Raw genomic sequence first — 15,200 nt, 5'->3', positions numbered from 1 at the left:
CATAAGTGACAGCCGAAGCCGCCTTTCAATTTCGAACCATGCAGTTCAAAATATTATCCGGTATTAGCCCCGGTTTCCCGGAGTTATCCCAGTCTTATAGGTAGGTTACCCACGTGTTACTCACCCGTCCGCCGCTAACTTCTTGAGAGCAAGCTCTCAATCCATTCGCTCGACTTGCATGTATTAGGCACGCCGCCAGCGTTCATCCTGAGCCAGGATCAAACTCTCCAATAAAGTTAGTTTGTCTAGCATCTAAAAATAAAAATTGACGTTTCACGTTGTTTGTTTCGTTCAGTTTTCAAAGAACTTGTCTGCCGCTCAGAAGCGACTTTATCAATATAACATTTCGTTATATTTTCGTCAACAACTTTTTTCAATAAGTTGTTTTTCGTTTGTTTTGCTTGTTACCTTTCGTGGCAACGAATATAAATATACCAGTTTGATTATTAAAATGCAATAGTTTTTCTAATAAAATTTTTAACTTAGTAAAAAAGTATAAAAACAGCACATTTCTTCTATATAAATATAATTTCTCGCACCATCAAGAGCTACTATCCCCACGTAGCTCTTACTCAAATAAAAAAAGCTTTGGAGAAATCTCCAAAGCTTAGTCTTGTTTATGACGCATAGCAGGGAATAATAATACATCACGAATAGATGGTGCATTCGTTAATAACATAACAAGACGATCAATACCAATTCCTAGTCCACCTGTAGGAGGCATACCGTACTCAAGAGCTTCAATATAATCATCATCCATCATGTGAGCTTCATCATTACCTTGTTCGCGCTCTTTTAATTGCGCTTCAAAACGTTCTTTTTGATCAATCGGATCATTTAGCTCAGTGAATGCATTTGCATGTTCACGTGCAACGATAAATAATTCGAAACGATCTGTGAATCGTGGATCTTCGTCATTCTTTTTCGCAAGTGGCGAAATTTCTACCGGATGACCGTAAATAAATGTTGGTTGGATTAATTTATCTTCTACTTTTTGTTCGAAGAATTCATTTATAATATGACCAACTTCCATCGTATCCTTAATACCTACATTATGTTCTTTTGCAAGTTCACGCGCTTCTTCTACACTCATTGGATTCCAGAAATCTGCTCCAGAATGTTCCTTGATTGCATCTACCATATGAAGACGTGTCCATTCTGGTTCTAGATTAATTTCATAATCACCATATTGGATTGTTGTTGTGCCTAGTACTTGCTTCGCAATATGAGCAACCATATTTTCTGTTAGTTTCATAATATCTTTATAATCAGCATACGCTTCATATAATTCAATCATTGTAAACTCTGGATTATGACGAGTTGATACACCCTCATTACGGAATACACGACCGATTTCATAAACTTTTTCTAATCCACCCACAATAAGGCGTTTTAAATGAAGTTCAATTGCGATACGCATGTATAATTCCATATCTAACGCATTATGGTGCGTAATGAAAGGACGCGCAGAGGCTCCACCTGCAATTGCATGCATCATAGGTGTTTCCACTTCAAGATAACCATTGTCATCTAAGTATCTTCTCATTTCACGAATGATTTTACTGCGAGTAACGAATGTTTCACGGCTTTCCATACTTGTGATTAAGTCTAGGTAACGTTGACGGTAGCGTTGTTCAACATCTTTTAATCCATGATATTTATCCGGTAATGGACGAAGAGATTTCGTTAATAGTGTAAAGCCCGTTGCTTTCACTGAAAGTTCCCCAACGTTCGTTTTGAACACTTTACCTTCAATACCTACTAAGTCACCTAAGTCTGCTGTTTTAAATAATTCATACTCTTCATCTCCAACAGCATCTTTACGAACATAAATTTGAACTTGTCCATGTAAATCTTGAATATGTGCAAATCCAGCTTTTCCTTTACCGCGTTTCGTCATAATACGACCAGCGATAGAAACAGAGATTTCTTTCTCTTCTAATTCTTCTTTAGAGAACTCTCCATATAAGCTTAATAAGTCATTTGTTGCATTTGTACGTTCAAATCGTTTACCGAACGGATCGATCCCTTGCTCACGTAAGTTATGTAACTTTTCACGACGAACAAGCAATTGGTCGTTTAATTCTTCGTGGTTCATGTTATCCATGGTATTGATATCACTCCAGCTCTATTAATTTTTACAATATATACAGTATAGCATTTTCTACTCAACTAGAAAAACTGCCAGCAACTAGCTGGCAGTTCTTCTTTCTTTCACGTAATTATAGGAAGTGTATAGAAGAATGTCAATCTTCTATATCTATTATTAACCAACGTGAATTGTTTGTTGTTTCGCTTCTACTTCTTCTACAAACGCACCTAATACATTCGCAAGGTCCTCACGCGTATTACAAGCATTGATACCATTACGTACAGTTGCATTACCACGAACACCCTTTAAATACCAAGCTGCATGCTTCCTCATCTCTCTTACAGCGACATTTTCGTTCTTTAAATCGATAAGACGATCTAGGTGCAACATACATACGTCAATTTTCTCACGCACTGTCGGTTCCGGCATTAATTCACCTGTTTCCAAATACTTTACCGTACGATAAATCATCCACGGGTCCCCAAGGGCAGCGCGACCAATCATAACACCGTCTACACCAATTTCATCAAGCATACGCTTTGCATCTTGTGGCGTTTCGACATCACCATTTCCGATAACCGGGATATTTACAGCTTGCTTTACTTGTTTAATAACATCCCAATCCGCTTTCCCTTCATACATTTGTACTCGTGTACGCCCATGAACTGCTACCGCTTGTCCACCAGCACGCTCAACAGCTTTTGCATTCTCAATTGCAAAAATATGGTCTGCATCCCAACCAATACGCATCTTAACTGTAACTGGCTTTTCAACAGCATCTACAACTGCCGCTACCATTTCATATATTTTATTTGGGTCTAAAAGCCACTTTGCTCCCGCATCACACTTAATGATTTTCGGTACTGGGCAACCCATATTAATATCAATAATGTCTGCTGTCGTATATTTATCTACGTATTTCGCAGCATCTACAAGAGTTTCTTTCTCTCCACCAAAAATTTGTAAACTTAATGGCTTTTCTCTTTCATCAATATATAACATATCTAACGTTCTTTTGTTATTAAGTAATATTGCTTTATCACTTACCATCTCAGCACAAACTAAGCCTGCACCAAATTCTTTTACTGTCAAACGGAATGCAGAGTTACACACTCCTGCCATCGGTGCTAACACAACCGGGTTTTTCATCTCAATATTTGCGATTTTTAACACTCGACTTACTCCTTCCTTCATAGTTACTTTGGCATTAACTCATCTATGGAGACCTTTAATGCTTTAGCAACTTCTACTACAAAATCTTGGGAAGGCGATCGATTCCCTCTCTCAACTTCACCTAAAACAGATACAGATACCCCTAATTCTTTTGCAAAACCTTCTTGTGTATAACCTTTTAGCTTTCGAAAAGCACGAATGCGTCTTCCCCATTTTTCTGCTTCCATACCGTTACTCCCTCTCGCCTTTTCATTTCTTCTACTTGTGAACGTGAAATGTTTTGTTTTATATCTTGATTAATCTCTAACAACGGAACGATAACAAAAGCTCTTTCGAACATCCGCGGATGCGGAACAATAAGATTCTCTGCTTCAATATTTTCTTGATTATATAGTAAAATGTCAAGGTCGATGGTCCTCGGACCCCACCTAATTTCCCTTTTTCTTCCTAGATCATTTTCTACTCTTTGCGTTACTTTCAATAACTCTTGCGGTGAGAAATTGGTAGAAATTTTTATAACTAAATTTAAAAAGCAACTTTGGTCAGTATAGCCAACTGGTTCCGTTTCATATACAGACGAAACATCCTCAACTTGGATATAGGGATTTTTATTTAGAAACTGAATCGCTTCAGTTAAATACGTATAACGCTCTCCAATATTTGAACCTAATGCAATGTACGCTATATTATTCATGGACGTTCTCTCGTAATTTCCACTGCTACAGCACGATAGTGTCCCGGTATCGGCGGATCCGGTTTAATTACCTTTATTGTACATCTTGAAATACTCTCATATTGTTTCAATATATCTGTAGCGATATTTTCAGCAATGCTCTCTACAAGCTTATACGTTCTATCTTCAACAACTTTCCTACATAATTCGAAAAGCTCTCCATAATTGACGGAATGCTCTAAGTCATCACTTTCCCCTGCCTGTTTCAAATCCAATTCCACTGTTAAGTCTACTTTAAATCTCTGTCCCAATTTATTTTCCTCTGGGAATACACCATGATAACCGTAAAACTCCATATCATGAATATAAATTTTATCCAATTACTTTACCCCCTTACCAATCATCGCATCCATCATCTTAGCCATACGCGCCATTTCCTTCACATCATGAACACGAACAAACTCACAGCCCTTTTCAATGCCAAGACAAACGGTAGCTCCCGTTCCCTCAAGACGTTCCTCTACCGGTAAATCTAACACATGTCCAATAAAGGACTTTCTTGAAGTACCTAAGAGAACTGGATAACCTAGTACGTTTAACTGCTCTAAATTACGCATCGCTTCTAAATTTTGTTCGGGTGTTTTAGCAAAACCAATGCCTGGGTCTAAAATGATATTCTCATCTCGCACACCAGCATCTTTAGCAATTTTAATACTGTCATATAAATCAGCAATCATATCAGCCATTAAATTGCGGTAATTCATGTTATCGCGATTATGCATCAAGATAATAGGTACATCGTAATGAGCTGCAACTTCAGCGATTTTCGGTTCCGCCTTCGCTCCCCAAACATCATTAATAATATGAGCGCCCGCTTCGATTGCTTGTTTTGCAACTTCAGCTTTATACGTGTCGATAGAAATAGGCAATTTCACTTCTTTTGAAACAGCCTGAATCATCGGAACAACTCGCTTTATTTCTTCTTCCACTGATACTTTAGCAAAACCCGGGCGAGTAGATTCGCCGCCGATATCAATAATATGAGCACCTTCATCTCGCATTTCTTTTGCATGGCGCACCGCAGCCTCTACCTCGTTGTAACTCCCACCATCGGAAAACGAATCTGGTGTTACATTTAAAATTCCCATAATTAAAGTTTTTTCATTTAAGTTCAATGTATATTCGCCGCAGCGCAAATCATAATCCCACTTCAAACTACACATCTCCTCTTCACAATTCATTTCTGCTCCACAATCTCTCTCTCTGCATTACAAAAAGATTTATAAATCTTTTTGTAACCATACCTACTTTACCCGGGAAATCTCGTCCCTCTATATGATAAAGTGGAACAATTTCTTGAATCGAGTTTGTTACGAAAACTTCATCAGCTGAAAGTAATGTATCTTTTGTAAAGAAACCTTCCTTTACTTCTATACCCAGCTCTTCAGCAACCTTTATAATAAACGCACGAGTGATACCATTTAAAATCCCTGTTTTTAACGAAGGTGTATACAAAATATCACCTTTCACGAAAAAGAGATTCGAAACAATCCCCTCTGCAACATAACCTGCTTCAGTAAGGAAGATACCTTCCTTATTCACAACATTTCCAATTTCACGTTTTCCTAAAATGTTATTTAAATAATGATGAGACTTTAAGCGAGACGCACCCTCTGGTGTATTTCGCACTTGTTTTAAAACAACCCCTTCTTTTTCCACTACATCTCCCGGGGCTGCTAAAGGTTTTATAAAAACAATAACAGACGGCTCTTCATACATTTCCGTTTGCAATCCAATTTCATCTATACCCGCTGATACATTAAAACGTACATATGCATGCTCTAATTCATTCTTAACGAGTAAATTCTTCAAAATAAGCAGCACTTCATCTTTCGTCATTGTCCATTTAATTTGCAATATATCCAGCGCATCCATTAAACGGTCATAATGATCATCCAACAAGAAAGGATGACCATTATAAATACGAAATGTCTCAAAAACTCCAAGACCATATAAATAACCATGATCATAAGGAGAAATTCTCGCTTCACTTGCTTCTACATACTCACCATTTACGTAAATTAACACGATGTCACACTTCGACTGTATTTACGAATGAAATTCTGCAACAACTCTTTCCCGTGGGAAGTCATAATTGATTCCGGATGGAACTGTACACCTTCAATCGGTAATGTTGTATGACGGAGCGCCATAATTTCCCCTTCTTCTGTCCAAGATGTTACCTCTAAGCATTCAGGTAACGTCTCTTTCTTAACGATAAGGGAATGATAACGTGTCGCAGTAAACGGATTAGGAATATCCGAAAAAATCGTCTTTCCGTCATGATGCATAAGCGACGTTTTCCCATGCATTAAGCGCTCCGCACGAACAACCTCTCCACCAAACACTTGTGCAATGGATTGATGCCCAAGACAAACCCCAAAAATCGGAATCTTTCCAGCAAAGTATTGAATAACCTCCATACTAATACCCGCTTCATTAGGACTACAAGGACCTGGCGAAATCATTAAAAAGTCTGGTTTCATATTCTCAATATCTGAAATAGTCACTTCATCGTTACGTTTAACAACAAGCTCTTGTCCAAGTTCTCCAAGAAACTGCACTAAATTAAATGTAAAAGAATCATAATTATCAATCATTAATATCATTTCTCTCACCTAACCGTTTCTTCGCTACGTTCTTTTGCACGCCATAAAGCAATCGCCTTTTTTAACGACTCTTTATATTCATTTTCCGGATTCGAATCAATTACAATTCCCGCTCCTGCTTGTACATGCGCTTTTCCATCTTTAGCAAGAAGTGTTCTAATTACAATATTCAATTCTGTATCTCCAGAATAACCGATCCAACCGATTGAACCTGTATAAATCCCTCTGCGAACAGGTTCTAATTCTTCAATAATTTCCATCGTACGTATTTTCGGGGCACCAGTAATTGTTCCCCCAGGGAATACAGCCTTCACTAAATCAAAAGCATCTTTATCTTCATCCACCTCACCACGCACATTAGAAACAATATGCATAACATGTGAGTATTTCTCTATTACCATAAATTCATCTACTTCTACAGTGCCATACTTACAAACACGCCCTAAATCATTTCGTTCTAAATCCACAAGCATGACGTGCTCTGCTCTTTCTTTTTCGTTCTCAATTAATTCTTTTGCTAATTCTTCATCCTCTTGCTCATTCGCCCCTCTAGATCTCGTTCCAGCAATTGGTCTTGTACTTACCTCGGTTCCTTTTTTCTTAATTAGCAACTCTGGCGATCCACTAACAATTTGAAAATCCCCGAGCTCCAAGTAACCCATATATGGAGATGGATTAATTTCACGAAGACTTGTATAAATTTCTAGCGGGTGTGTTTGTAACGTTCTTTCTTGCCTTGTCGACAAGTTTACTTGGAACACATCACCAGCACCAATATATTCTTGAATACATTCAACCGCCTTCATAAAGCTTTCTTCTGTAAAAGCAACTGCTTCACTTTTCTCTTCACGGCATGCAAACGGTATGTTCACTTCTGGCGCTTCTGTCGCCCAAAGAATCTTCCATTCATTTAATCGCTCTTTTGCCTCTTCATGCTTATCTACATAATGTGTAATAAGCCATAATACTTTTTCTTTTTGATCGTACACAAACACATCATCAAATAACAAAAAGAATATATCAGGTATATTAATGTCATCCTCCGCATGGGAAGGGAGTTTTTCAATATAACGGATGCAATCATAACTAAAGTAACCAATTGCACCACCTTGAAATGGCGGGTATTCCGGATTATAGTCCATCTTCCATCGCTCCATATATTCCTGCATTAAATCTAATGGGTTTCCTTGTTTTATTGTTTCCTTACCACTTTCGCTTATATGTAACGTTTCACCCTTCCCTCGGATTACCGCTACTGGGTTCAACCCCACAATGTTATAACGACCGCCACGTCCACTCTCTAACAAAATATGTTGCGGTTTATCCTTAGAAAGAAATTTGTACTGCTTAAAGAAATCTAACTGATATGGAATAGAAAGCGCTAAAGATTTTCTTCGTTGCATATCAACACCCCGTCTTCTTTTATTCCACCCTCTTAGATTAACCACCTCAAACTACATTCGTTATGTATATAGAGTGGTTATACTCGAAGGCTAGTGAAAATAAATTAATTATACTACCTCTTATTTTACATGAAGTTTTCTAGTCATTCACTCTTTTCCTATTTCCAATCCAAAAAGAAAAAGCATCCTTTTTCAAGGATGCTTTTTCCATCACAAATAATTAAGACTCAAATTGATAAAGCGGTGTACTTAAATAACGTTCACCGTTACTTGGGATAATAACAAGCACCTTTTTCCCTTTACCTAACTTTTTCGCAATTTCTGTTGCTGCATAAATAACTGCTCCAGAAGAGATACCCACTAAAATACCTTCCTCTTTAGCCACTCTTCTTGCATATTCAAATGCTTGCTCTGCTTTTACTTGAACAATTTCATCATATACCTCTACATCCAATGTCTCTGGGATAAATCCCGCCCCAATTCCTTGGATTTTATGTGGACCCGGTTTCCCACCAGATAGTACTGGTGAATCCGCAGGTTCTACTGCATAAATTTTAATATCTTTATACGCTTCCTTCAGTACTTCACCGGCACCAGTAATCGTTCCACCTGTACCAATACCTGCAATAAACGCATCTAATTGGTCGCCCATTTGTTCAACAATTTCTGGCCCTGTTGTTAAACGATGAATTTCTGGATTCGATTGGTTTTTGAACTGTTGTGGTATAAAGTAGCCATGCTCTTTTGCTAATTCAGTCGCTTGACGAATCGCTCCACCCATTCCTTCAGGCCCTGGAGTCAATACTAATTCTGCACCGTAAGCACGTAATAAATTACGACGCTCAATACTCATTGTTTCTGGCATTACTAAAATTGCCTTATATCCTTTAGCGGCCGCTACCATCGCTAAACCAATTCCTGTGTTACCACTTGTCGGCTCAATAATTGTATCGCCTTCTTTTAATAATCCTTTTTTTTCAGCATCTTCAATCATAGCTAATGCAATACGATCTTTAACACTGCTCCCTGGATTCATAAATTCTAATTTTAAGTATATATCTGCGCTGTTTGATTCTACGATGCGGTTCAACTTAACGATCGGCGTTTTCCCGATTAATTCTGAAACTGATTGTGCCACTCGCATTCCTGTCACTCCTAACACCGAGTATTTTTATTGGTTTTATCTATATTTAGATTTTGTCAGAAAATTCCCTGTTTGTCAATCTATTTAGAGGATGGATTTCCTCACTTCCCTTATTACAAAGTCTCAATTAAATTTGTAATATCTTCTTTAGAGAACTTGTATCGCTCATTACAGAAATGACAATGAACTTCTGTCTCTTCTTCTTCTTCGCGAATTTGCTCTAACTCTGTTTCACCCAAACTAATTAACACACTCTCAATACGTTCGCGTGAGCATGTGCAATTAAATTGAACATCCATCACTTCTAATACTTTTACTTTATCTTCTCCAAGAACTGCATACAGTAACTCTTCTGGAGAAAGCCCTTGTTCGATTAATGTTGATACAGGAGGAATCTTCTGCAAACGATCTTCGATGAATGAAATTGTTTCTTCCTGTGCACCTGGCATAATTTGAAGGATAAATCCACCTGCCGCTAATACGCTGTCATCTCCATTTACAAGAACGCCGACTCCTACAGAAGAAGGTGTTTGCTCAGAAACTGCAAAATAATACGTGAAGTCTTCCCCTAATTCTCCTGAAACAATTGGAGATTGACCAATAAACGGCTCACGCATACCAATATCTTTAATTACTGTTACAAATCCTTCAGTACCCACCGCTTGATATACACGTAATTTCCCTTGTTCCGTTCCTTCAAAATCAACATGTGGATTCGTTACATAACCACGTACATCCCCATTCGCATGAGCATCTACTAAGATGGGACCAATCGGACCATTACCTTCTACCTTAATCGTTAACTTTTGGTCACCTTTTAACATCGCGCCCATCATTGTACCTGCAGTTAAAGAACGACCAAGTGCCGCTGAAGCTGTTCTCCATGTATCATGACGTCTTTGCGCCTCACTTACTGTGTTTGTAGTACGTACACTATATGCACGCACTTCTCCATCAAACGCTAACGCTTTTACTAAATAATCTTTCATACTCATTTATTCACCTTTCTCATGCTGTAAATTTGCATTACGCTCGTATAACATATATAAACCTTTTAATGTTAAAAATGGATCTACAACATCAATTACATTCGATTCTTCTGAAATTAATTTCGCCAATCCACCTGTTGCAATAACTTTCGGTTCTTGTTTAGCTTCCTCTTTCATACGCTTAACAATACCTTCCACTTGTCCAACATAACCATAAAGAATACCAGATTGCATCGCACTTACTGTATTCTTTCCAACAACACTGCTTGGTTTTGTAATTTCAATACGTGGAAGTTTTGCCGCTCTACTATATAAAGCCTCTGCTGAAATCATGATTCCCGGCGTAATAACTCCACCCATATAATGCTTTTCTTCGTTAATATAACAATATGTAGTAGCCGTACCGAAATCGACAATAATAAGCGGACTTCCATATAAGTGAATTCCTGCTACTGCATTTACAATTCGGTCCGCGCCTACTTCACGTGGATTTTCATATTTAATATTTAGCCCCGTTTTTATTCCAGGACCTACTACAAGCGGTTTAATTTTAAAATACTTTTCACACATGCGCTCTAATGCAAACATAATTGGTGGTACGACTGAAGACACGATAATACCTTTCACATCTTCAAACGAAAGACCCTCATGCTCAAGCAGCTGCTTTACAAGCATTCCATATTCATCTTCTGTCTTATGACGATCTGTTTCCATGCGCCAGTGTTGACGAAGTTCCCCCTCTTCAAACACGCCTAGTACAGCATTTGTGTTCCCTACATCCAATACAAAAATCATATTCTCACCACTTATCTTATTTAATCTATATTTGTGCAGTATGTATAAAACTTATAAAAACATCATATCACACATACTTATATAATCAGCTTTTCTACCCTCATCATTTTACAAAAAGATTACGCTCTATTTCAATTTTTAATACCAGATTTATTTAAATTCTTTTTCTACTTCATTTCGTTCCACAAATAAAAAAGGAGTGACCATCGTCACTCCTTCATCTCTTACTTATCTTCTGATTCTTCATCGTCCTTCTTCATATTGATGTTTACTTTTACATCATCTGAAGATGTTGGACGCTCTGGCAATCTGCCGTAATCATATAAATGATTGATTTGCTCTGCATCTAACGTTTCTACTTCAAGTAACGTTTTCGCAATAATATCTAGCTTATCACGTTTTTCAGTAAGAATTTGGTGCGCGCGAGCATAACATTCTTTTATAATAGTTTGCATTTCCACATCGATTTCATGTGCAATTGCATCACTGTAGTTTTGTTCTGAATGGAAGTCTCTTCCTAAGAACACTTGACCACCTTGCGAGCTACCGAATTGCATCGGTCCAAGCTTATCACTCATACCGAATTCCGTAACCATACGTCTTGCAATACCAGTCGCACGTTGGAAGTCGTTGTGAGCACCTGTACTTGCTTCACCGAACACAATCTCTTCAGCTACTCGACCACCAAGTAAACCAGTGATTTTATCAAGTAACTCTGGTTTTGTCATGAAGTAACGATCTTCTTTCGGAAGCATTACTGCATATCCACCAGCTTGACCACGAGGGACAATTGTTACTTTATGAACGATATCTGCTTCATCAAGGACAACACCAATTACAGTATGGCCAGCTTCATGGAATGCAACGATATTACGTTCTTTTTCAGAGATAACACGACTTTTCTTAGCTGGACCTGCAATAACACGATCCGTTGCTTCATCAATGTCACTCATATCAATTTTCTTCTTATCTTGACGCGCAGCTACTAAAGCAGCTTCGTTTAATAAGTTTTCAAGATCAGCACCAGAGAATCCTGGTGTACGAGTTGCAATTGCTCTTAAGTTGATATGATCATCAAGCGGTTTATTACGAGCATGTACTTTCAGTACAGCTTCACGGCCATTTACATCTGGACGATCTACTGTAATTTGACGGTCAAAACGACCTGGACGTAATAACGCTGGATCAAGAATATCAGGACGGTTTGTTGCAGCGATGATAATAATACCTTCGTTTGCACCGAATCCATCCATTTCAACAAGTAATTGGTTCAGCGTTTGCTCACGCTCATCATGGCCACCACCAAGACCTGCGCCACGTTGACGTCCTACTGCATCAATTTCATCAATGAAAATGATACAAGGAGCATTTTTCTTTGCATTTTCGAATAAATCACGTACACGTGATGCACCGACACCGACAAACATCTCTACGAAATCAGAACCACTGATAGAGAAGAACGGAACGCCAGCTTCACCTGCAACAGCACGTGCTAATAAAGTTTTACCTGTACCTGGAGGTCCCACTAACAGAACACCCTTAGGAATACGGGCACCAACTTCAGCAAACTTACGAGGATCTTTCAAGAATTCAACTACCTCAACAAGCTCTTGTTTCTCTTCATCCGCTCCAGCAACATCTCTGAAACGAACTTTTTTCTTTTCGTCATTATATAACTTCGCCTTACTTTTCCCGAAGTTCATAACACGGCTACCGCCGCCCTGAGCTTGGTTTAATAAGAAGAAGAATAAAATGAAGATAATGACAAACGGAATGATAGAAGTAAAGAAGGTTACCCAAGCACTTGTTTCTTCTGCTGGTTGATACTTAACTTCAGCACCTTGCGCTTTATCATTAATTTTCTTTTGTAATTCCTCAGTATTTGGTGCATAAGTAACAAATTGTTCTCCTTGGCTAGAGTTGTTAAATTGTCCTTTTACCTCAAATACACCATTTTTCGGTTGAAGTTGCACATTACGCACTTCACCTTTTTCTAGTTTAGTAATGAATTTATCGTAGCTAACTGATGTCGTTTTTTGTGTCGAACCATTAAAATAGCTCACGATTCCAATTACTACTAGGAATATCAGTAAATAAAAGATGGTATTACGGAAGATACGATTCATTCCTAACCTCCTCTCACGGCATAAACACTATTGTAAATCGTAACATAGAAAAACTTTCCTATACAATTGTAACGCCTGTATTTAATTAATTTGAGTAAACGCTTGGTTTTAATACTCCTACATAAGGAAGATTACGGTACTGCTCTTTATAATCTAATCCATATCCTACAACAAATTCATGCGGAACAGTAAATCCAACATAATCCGCTTTCAAATCTACCTTGCGGCCTGTCGGCTTATCTAATAACGTAACAATTTTTACAGACTTCGCTTTACGATATTTAAATAGGTCTACTAAGTAACTTAGCGTAAGACCGCTATCAATAATATCTTCAACGATTAAAATATCGCGACCTTCTACAGAAGTATCAAGGTCTTTTAAAATTTTCACTTCGCCTGTTGAAACGGTAGAGTGACCATAACTAGATACAGCCATAAAATCCATTTCAAGATATGTATCTGTTCTCTTTAATAAATCTGCCATAAATGGCATTGCGCCCTTTAATACGCCAATCGCAAGAGGTACTGTATTTTTATAATCCTCTGCAATAATTGCGCCTAATTCGAGCACCTTTTCTTGTATTTGTTCTTCAGAAATTAATACTTTTTCGATATCTTGATTCATCATTTCATTATCCTCCCGGAAGACTCCTTGCTTTTGTAGTGAATAATCATATATTTATCCTTCTTTGCCGTCTCTTTCGAGATAGCAAATGCAGATCGCTTCAACAAGGGTACCCAAATAATATTCCCACTTGCATCACAAACGACCGGCCATTCTTCTCTTTTTTCTCTTGGTACTTTCGCTTCGATAAAGATAGCTTTTATCTTTTTTGTGCCATTCATACCTTGTATTGACATGCGATCTCCATTTTCTCTAGAACGAATACGAAGTGGATAGGATATATCATTATACTTAGCAACAAATACTGTTTCATTCATGTTACTTGGTATATCTTCGCTCACCTCTGTTACAAGCCTATCCCCGTTCGATAGCGTAATTGTCCCGGGAACTGATAAATCTTGTAAAAAAGGAGAAACAATTCCTTGTTTAAATCCAAAGCTGCACTCCTCGTATGCGCGAACAATTTTTAAATCACCTGGAAAATCAAGTGAACCTGAAGGTTGTGTCCGCTTAAAAAACTCAATCACTTTGTCAATATGTATAGAGGAAAGAGAAGATGGAATCTTATATTCATAAAGATAGTTTAATATTAGTTGAATCCCTCTTCTTTGTAAAGACATAGACATGGATTCAAAGGCAGGAATTGATAAGCTAATTTGTTTATCAATTTTTTTTGTAATTACTTTATTCATTTTCTCAAAAGCTAATTCCTGCAAATACGCCTCATCCTCTTGCATTTGCATGCTAAATTTTTGGAATTTCTCATGCACTTGTGAATTTTCTTCTTTCAAATGAGGAAGAACATATTTACGTAATCGATTCCTTGTATATACTTCCTTTTTATTACTTGGATCTATACGTGGAATTATTTTTAGCTTATTACAGTAATCAACAATTTCTTCCTTCGTTACTCCAAGTAACGGCCTAATTAAATACCCATTATGAAAAGGACGCTTCACCGCAATTCCTGCATACCCTTTCGGAGTACTCCCTCGTACAAGGCGCATTAAAATCGTCTCTACTTGATCATCACCATGATGTCCAAGCGCTACATATCTCGCATCATATTTCTTCATTATTGTTTCCAAAAATGCATATCTGCATTCTCTAGCAGCAACCTGTGCATTCATTCCGTATTGCTGTTGATATTGCGACACATTAATCCTTATCGTTTCGCAAATAACTCCCAGCCCTTTACAAAGGTCCTGCACAAACTGTAGGTCCTCATGAGATTCATCACCTCTAAACATATGATCTACATGTGCCACTACAATTTCAAACTGTTTTGCTGCTCTTTTTTCTAACAAATAATATAGAAGAGCCAAAGAGTCAGGACCACCAGAAACCCCTACAACAATTGTTGAACGTTCCTTTAATACATCATGCTGCTTTACAAAGTCATCTACCTTTTCAACAAATGTATCTTTCAACTTCGTAATCACCTTTCATTAAACAAGAACAGCAACGTTAGTTACCTTGTTTATAATGGTACAACTTTTACAAACATTGTG

The 15,200-nt window shown here is 37.8% G+C and carries 15 protein-coding genes and 1 rRNA gene; all 16 read right to left on the bottom strand.

What is annotated here, in order from left to right; translation table 11 throughout:
- A 16S ribosomal RNA gene (locus F8162_RS08075) occupies positions 1 to 234 on the bottom strand; the annotation flags it as partial.
- A gap of 373 nt (positions 235 to 607) precedes the next feature.
- The gene (lysS, locus tag F8162_RS08070; RefSeq protein ID WP_000369672.1) at positions 608 to 2,107 is read right to left on the bottom strand and encodes a lysine--tRNA ligase; all 1,500 of its coding nucleotides are present in this window, start codon (positions 2,105 to 2,107) and stop codon (positions 608 to 610) included.
- A 159-nt stretch (positions 2,108 to 2,266) separates the two neighbouring features.
- The gene (gene dusB / locus F8162_RS08065; protein ID WP_141555706.1) at positions 2,267 to 3,265 is read right to left on the bottom strand and encodes a tRNA dihydrouridine synthase DusB; all 999 of its coding nucleotides are present in this window, start codon (positions 3,263 to 3,265) and stop codon (positions 2,267 to 2,269) included.
- Positions 3,266 to 3,288: 23 nt separating this feature from the next.
- Positions 3,289 to 3,492, bottom strand: coding sequence for a helix-turn-helix domain-containing protein (locus tag F8162_RS08060; RefSeq protein WP_000387027.1), 204 nt, complete (start codon positions 3,490 to 3,492; stop codon positions 3,289 to 3,291).
- Entirely contained in the window at positions 3,444 to 3,959 is a 516-nt protein-coding gene (folK, locus tag F8162_RS08055; RefSeq protein WP_151631962.1) for a 2-amino-4-hydroxy-6-hydroxymethyldihydropteridine diphosphokinase, read from the bottom strand. Before folK ends, F8162_RS08060 begins: the two co-directional genes overlap by 49 nt.
- On the bottom strand, positions 3,956 to 4,318 hold the full coding sequence (folB, locus tag F8162_RS08050; RefSeq protein WP_000358059.1) for a dihydroneopterin aldolase: 363 nt from the start codon (positions 4,316 to 4,318) through the stop codon (positions 3,956 to 3,958). Before folB ends, folK begins: the two co-directional genes overlap by 4 nt.
- Positions 4,319 to 5,179: a dihydropteroate synthase gene (gene folP / locus F8162_RS08045; RefSeq protein WP_140392304.1), complete on the bottom strand. Its 861-nt coding sequence runs from the start codon at positions 5,177 to 5,179 to the stop codon at positions 4,319 to 4,321.
- Positions 5,169 to 6,026 (bottom strand): aminodeoxychorismate lyase, encoded by an 858-nt coding sequence (gene pabC / locus F8162_RS08040; protein ID WP_151631960.1) that lies wholly within the window; start codon positions 6,024 to 6,026, stop codon positions 5,169 to 5,171. The genes folP and pabC overlap by 11 nt, the downstream gene beginning before the upstream one ends.
- Complete coding sequence (pabA, locus tag F8162_RS08035) at positions 6,020 to 6,607, bottom strand: aminodeoxychorismate/anthranilate synthase component II (RefSeq protein WP_151631958.1); 588 nt, start codon at positions 6,605 to 6,607, stop codon at positions 6,020 to 6,022. The genes pabC and pabA overlap by 7 nt, the downstream gene beginning before the upstream one ends.
- Before the next feature lie 5 nt (positions 6,608 to 6,612).
- Positions 6,613 to 8,010 (bottom strand): aminodeoxychorismate synthase component I, encoded by a 1,398-nt coding sequence (pabB, locus tag F8162_RS08030; protein WP_151631956.1) that lies wholly within the window; start codon positions 8,008 to 8,010, stop codon positions 6,613 to 6,615.
- A gap of 220 nt (positions 8,011 to 8,230) precedes the next feature.
- The gene (gene cysK, locus F8162_RS08025) at positions 8,231 to 9,154 is read right to left on the bottom strand and encodes a cysteine synthase A (RefSeq protein ID WP_001261726.1); all 924 of its coding nucleotides are present in this window, start codon (positions 9,152 to 9,154) and stop codon (positions 8,231 to 8,233) included.
- Positions 9,155 to 9,267: 113 nt separating this feature from the next.
- Positions 9,268 to 10,143 carry a redox-regulated molecular chaperone HslO gene (gene hslO, locus F8162_RS08020; RefSeq protein ID WP_151631954.1) on the bottom strand — a complete coding sequence of 292 codons (876 nt, stop codon included), beginning with the start codon at positions 10,141 to 10,143 and terminating at the stop codon, positions 9,268 to 9,270.
- Between the two features lie 6 nt (positions 10,144 to 10,149).
- Positions 10,150 to 10,938, bottom strand: a complete 789-nt coding sequence (locus F8162_RS08015) for a type III pantothenate kinase (protein ID WP_000578367.1) — start codon at positions 10,936 to 10,938, stop codon at positions 10,150 to 10,152.
- Between the two features lie 224 nt (positions 10,939 to 11,162).
- Positions 11,163 to 13,064, bottom strand: coding sequence for an ATP-dependent zinc metalloprotease FtsH (gene ftsH, locus F8162_RS08010; protein ID WP_016085296.1), 1,902 nt, complete (start codon positions 13,062 to 13,064; stop codon positions 11,163 to 11,165).
- Positions 13,065 to 13,149: 85 nt separating this feature from the next.
- Positions 13,150 to 13,692: a hypoxanthine phosphoribosyltransferase gene (gene hpt, locus F8162_RS08005; protein ID WP_000981838.1), complete on the bottom strand. Its 543-nt coding sequence runs from the start codon at positions 13,690 to 13,692 to the stop codon at positions 13,150 to 13,152.
- Positions 13,689 to 15,119, bottom strand: coding sequence for a tRNA lysidine(34) synthetase TilS (tilS, locus tag F8162_RS08000; protein WP_151631952.1), 1,431 nt, complete (start codon positions 15,117 to 15,119; stop codon positions 13,689 to 13,691). The genes hpt and tilS overlap by 4 nt, the downstream gene beginning before the upstream one ends.
- Positions 15,120 to 15,200: the final 81 nt, after the last annotated feature.

Source organism: Bacillus sp. CH140a_4T (assembly GCF_008923725.1).
In the GTDB taxonomy this organism is placed as follows: Bacteria; Bacillota; Bacilli; order Bacillales; family Bacillaceae_G; genus Bacillus_A.
The sequence above is the reverse complement of the archived record's forward strand: the minus strand, read 5'-3'. Positions and strand labels throughout refer to the sequence as shown.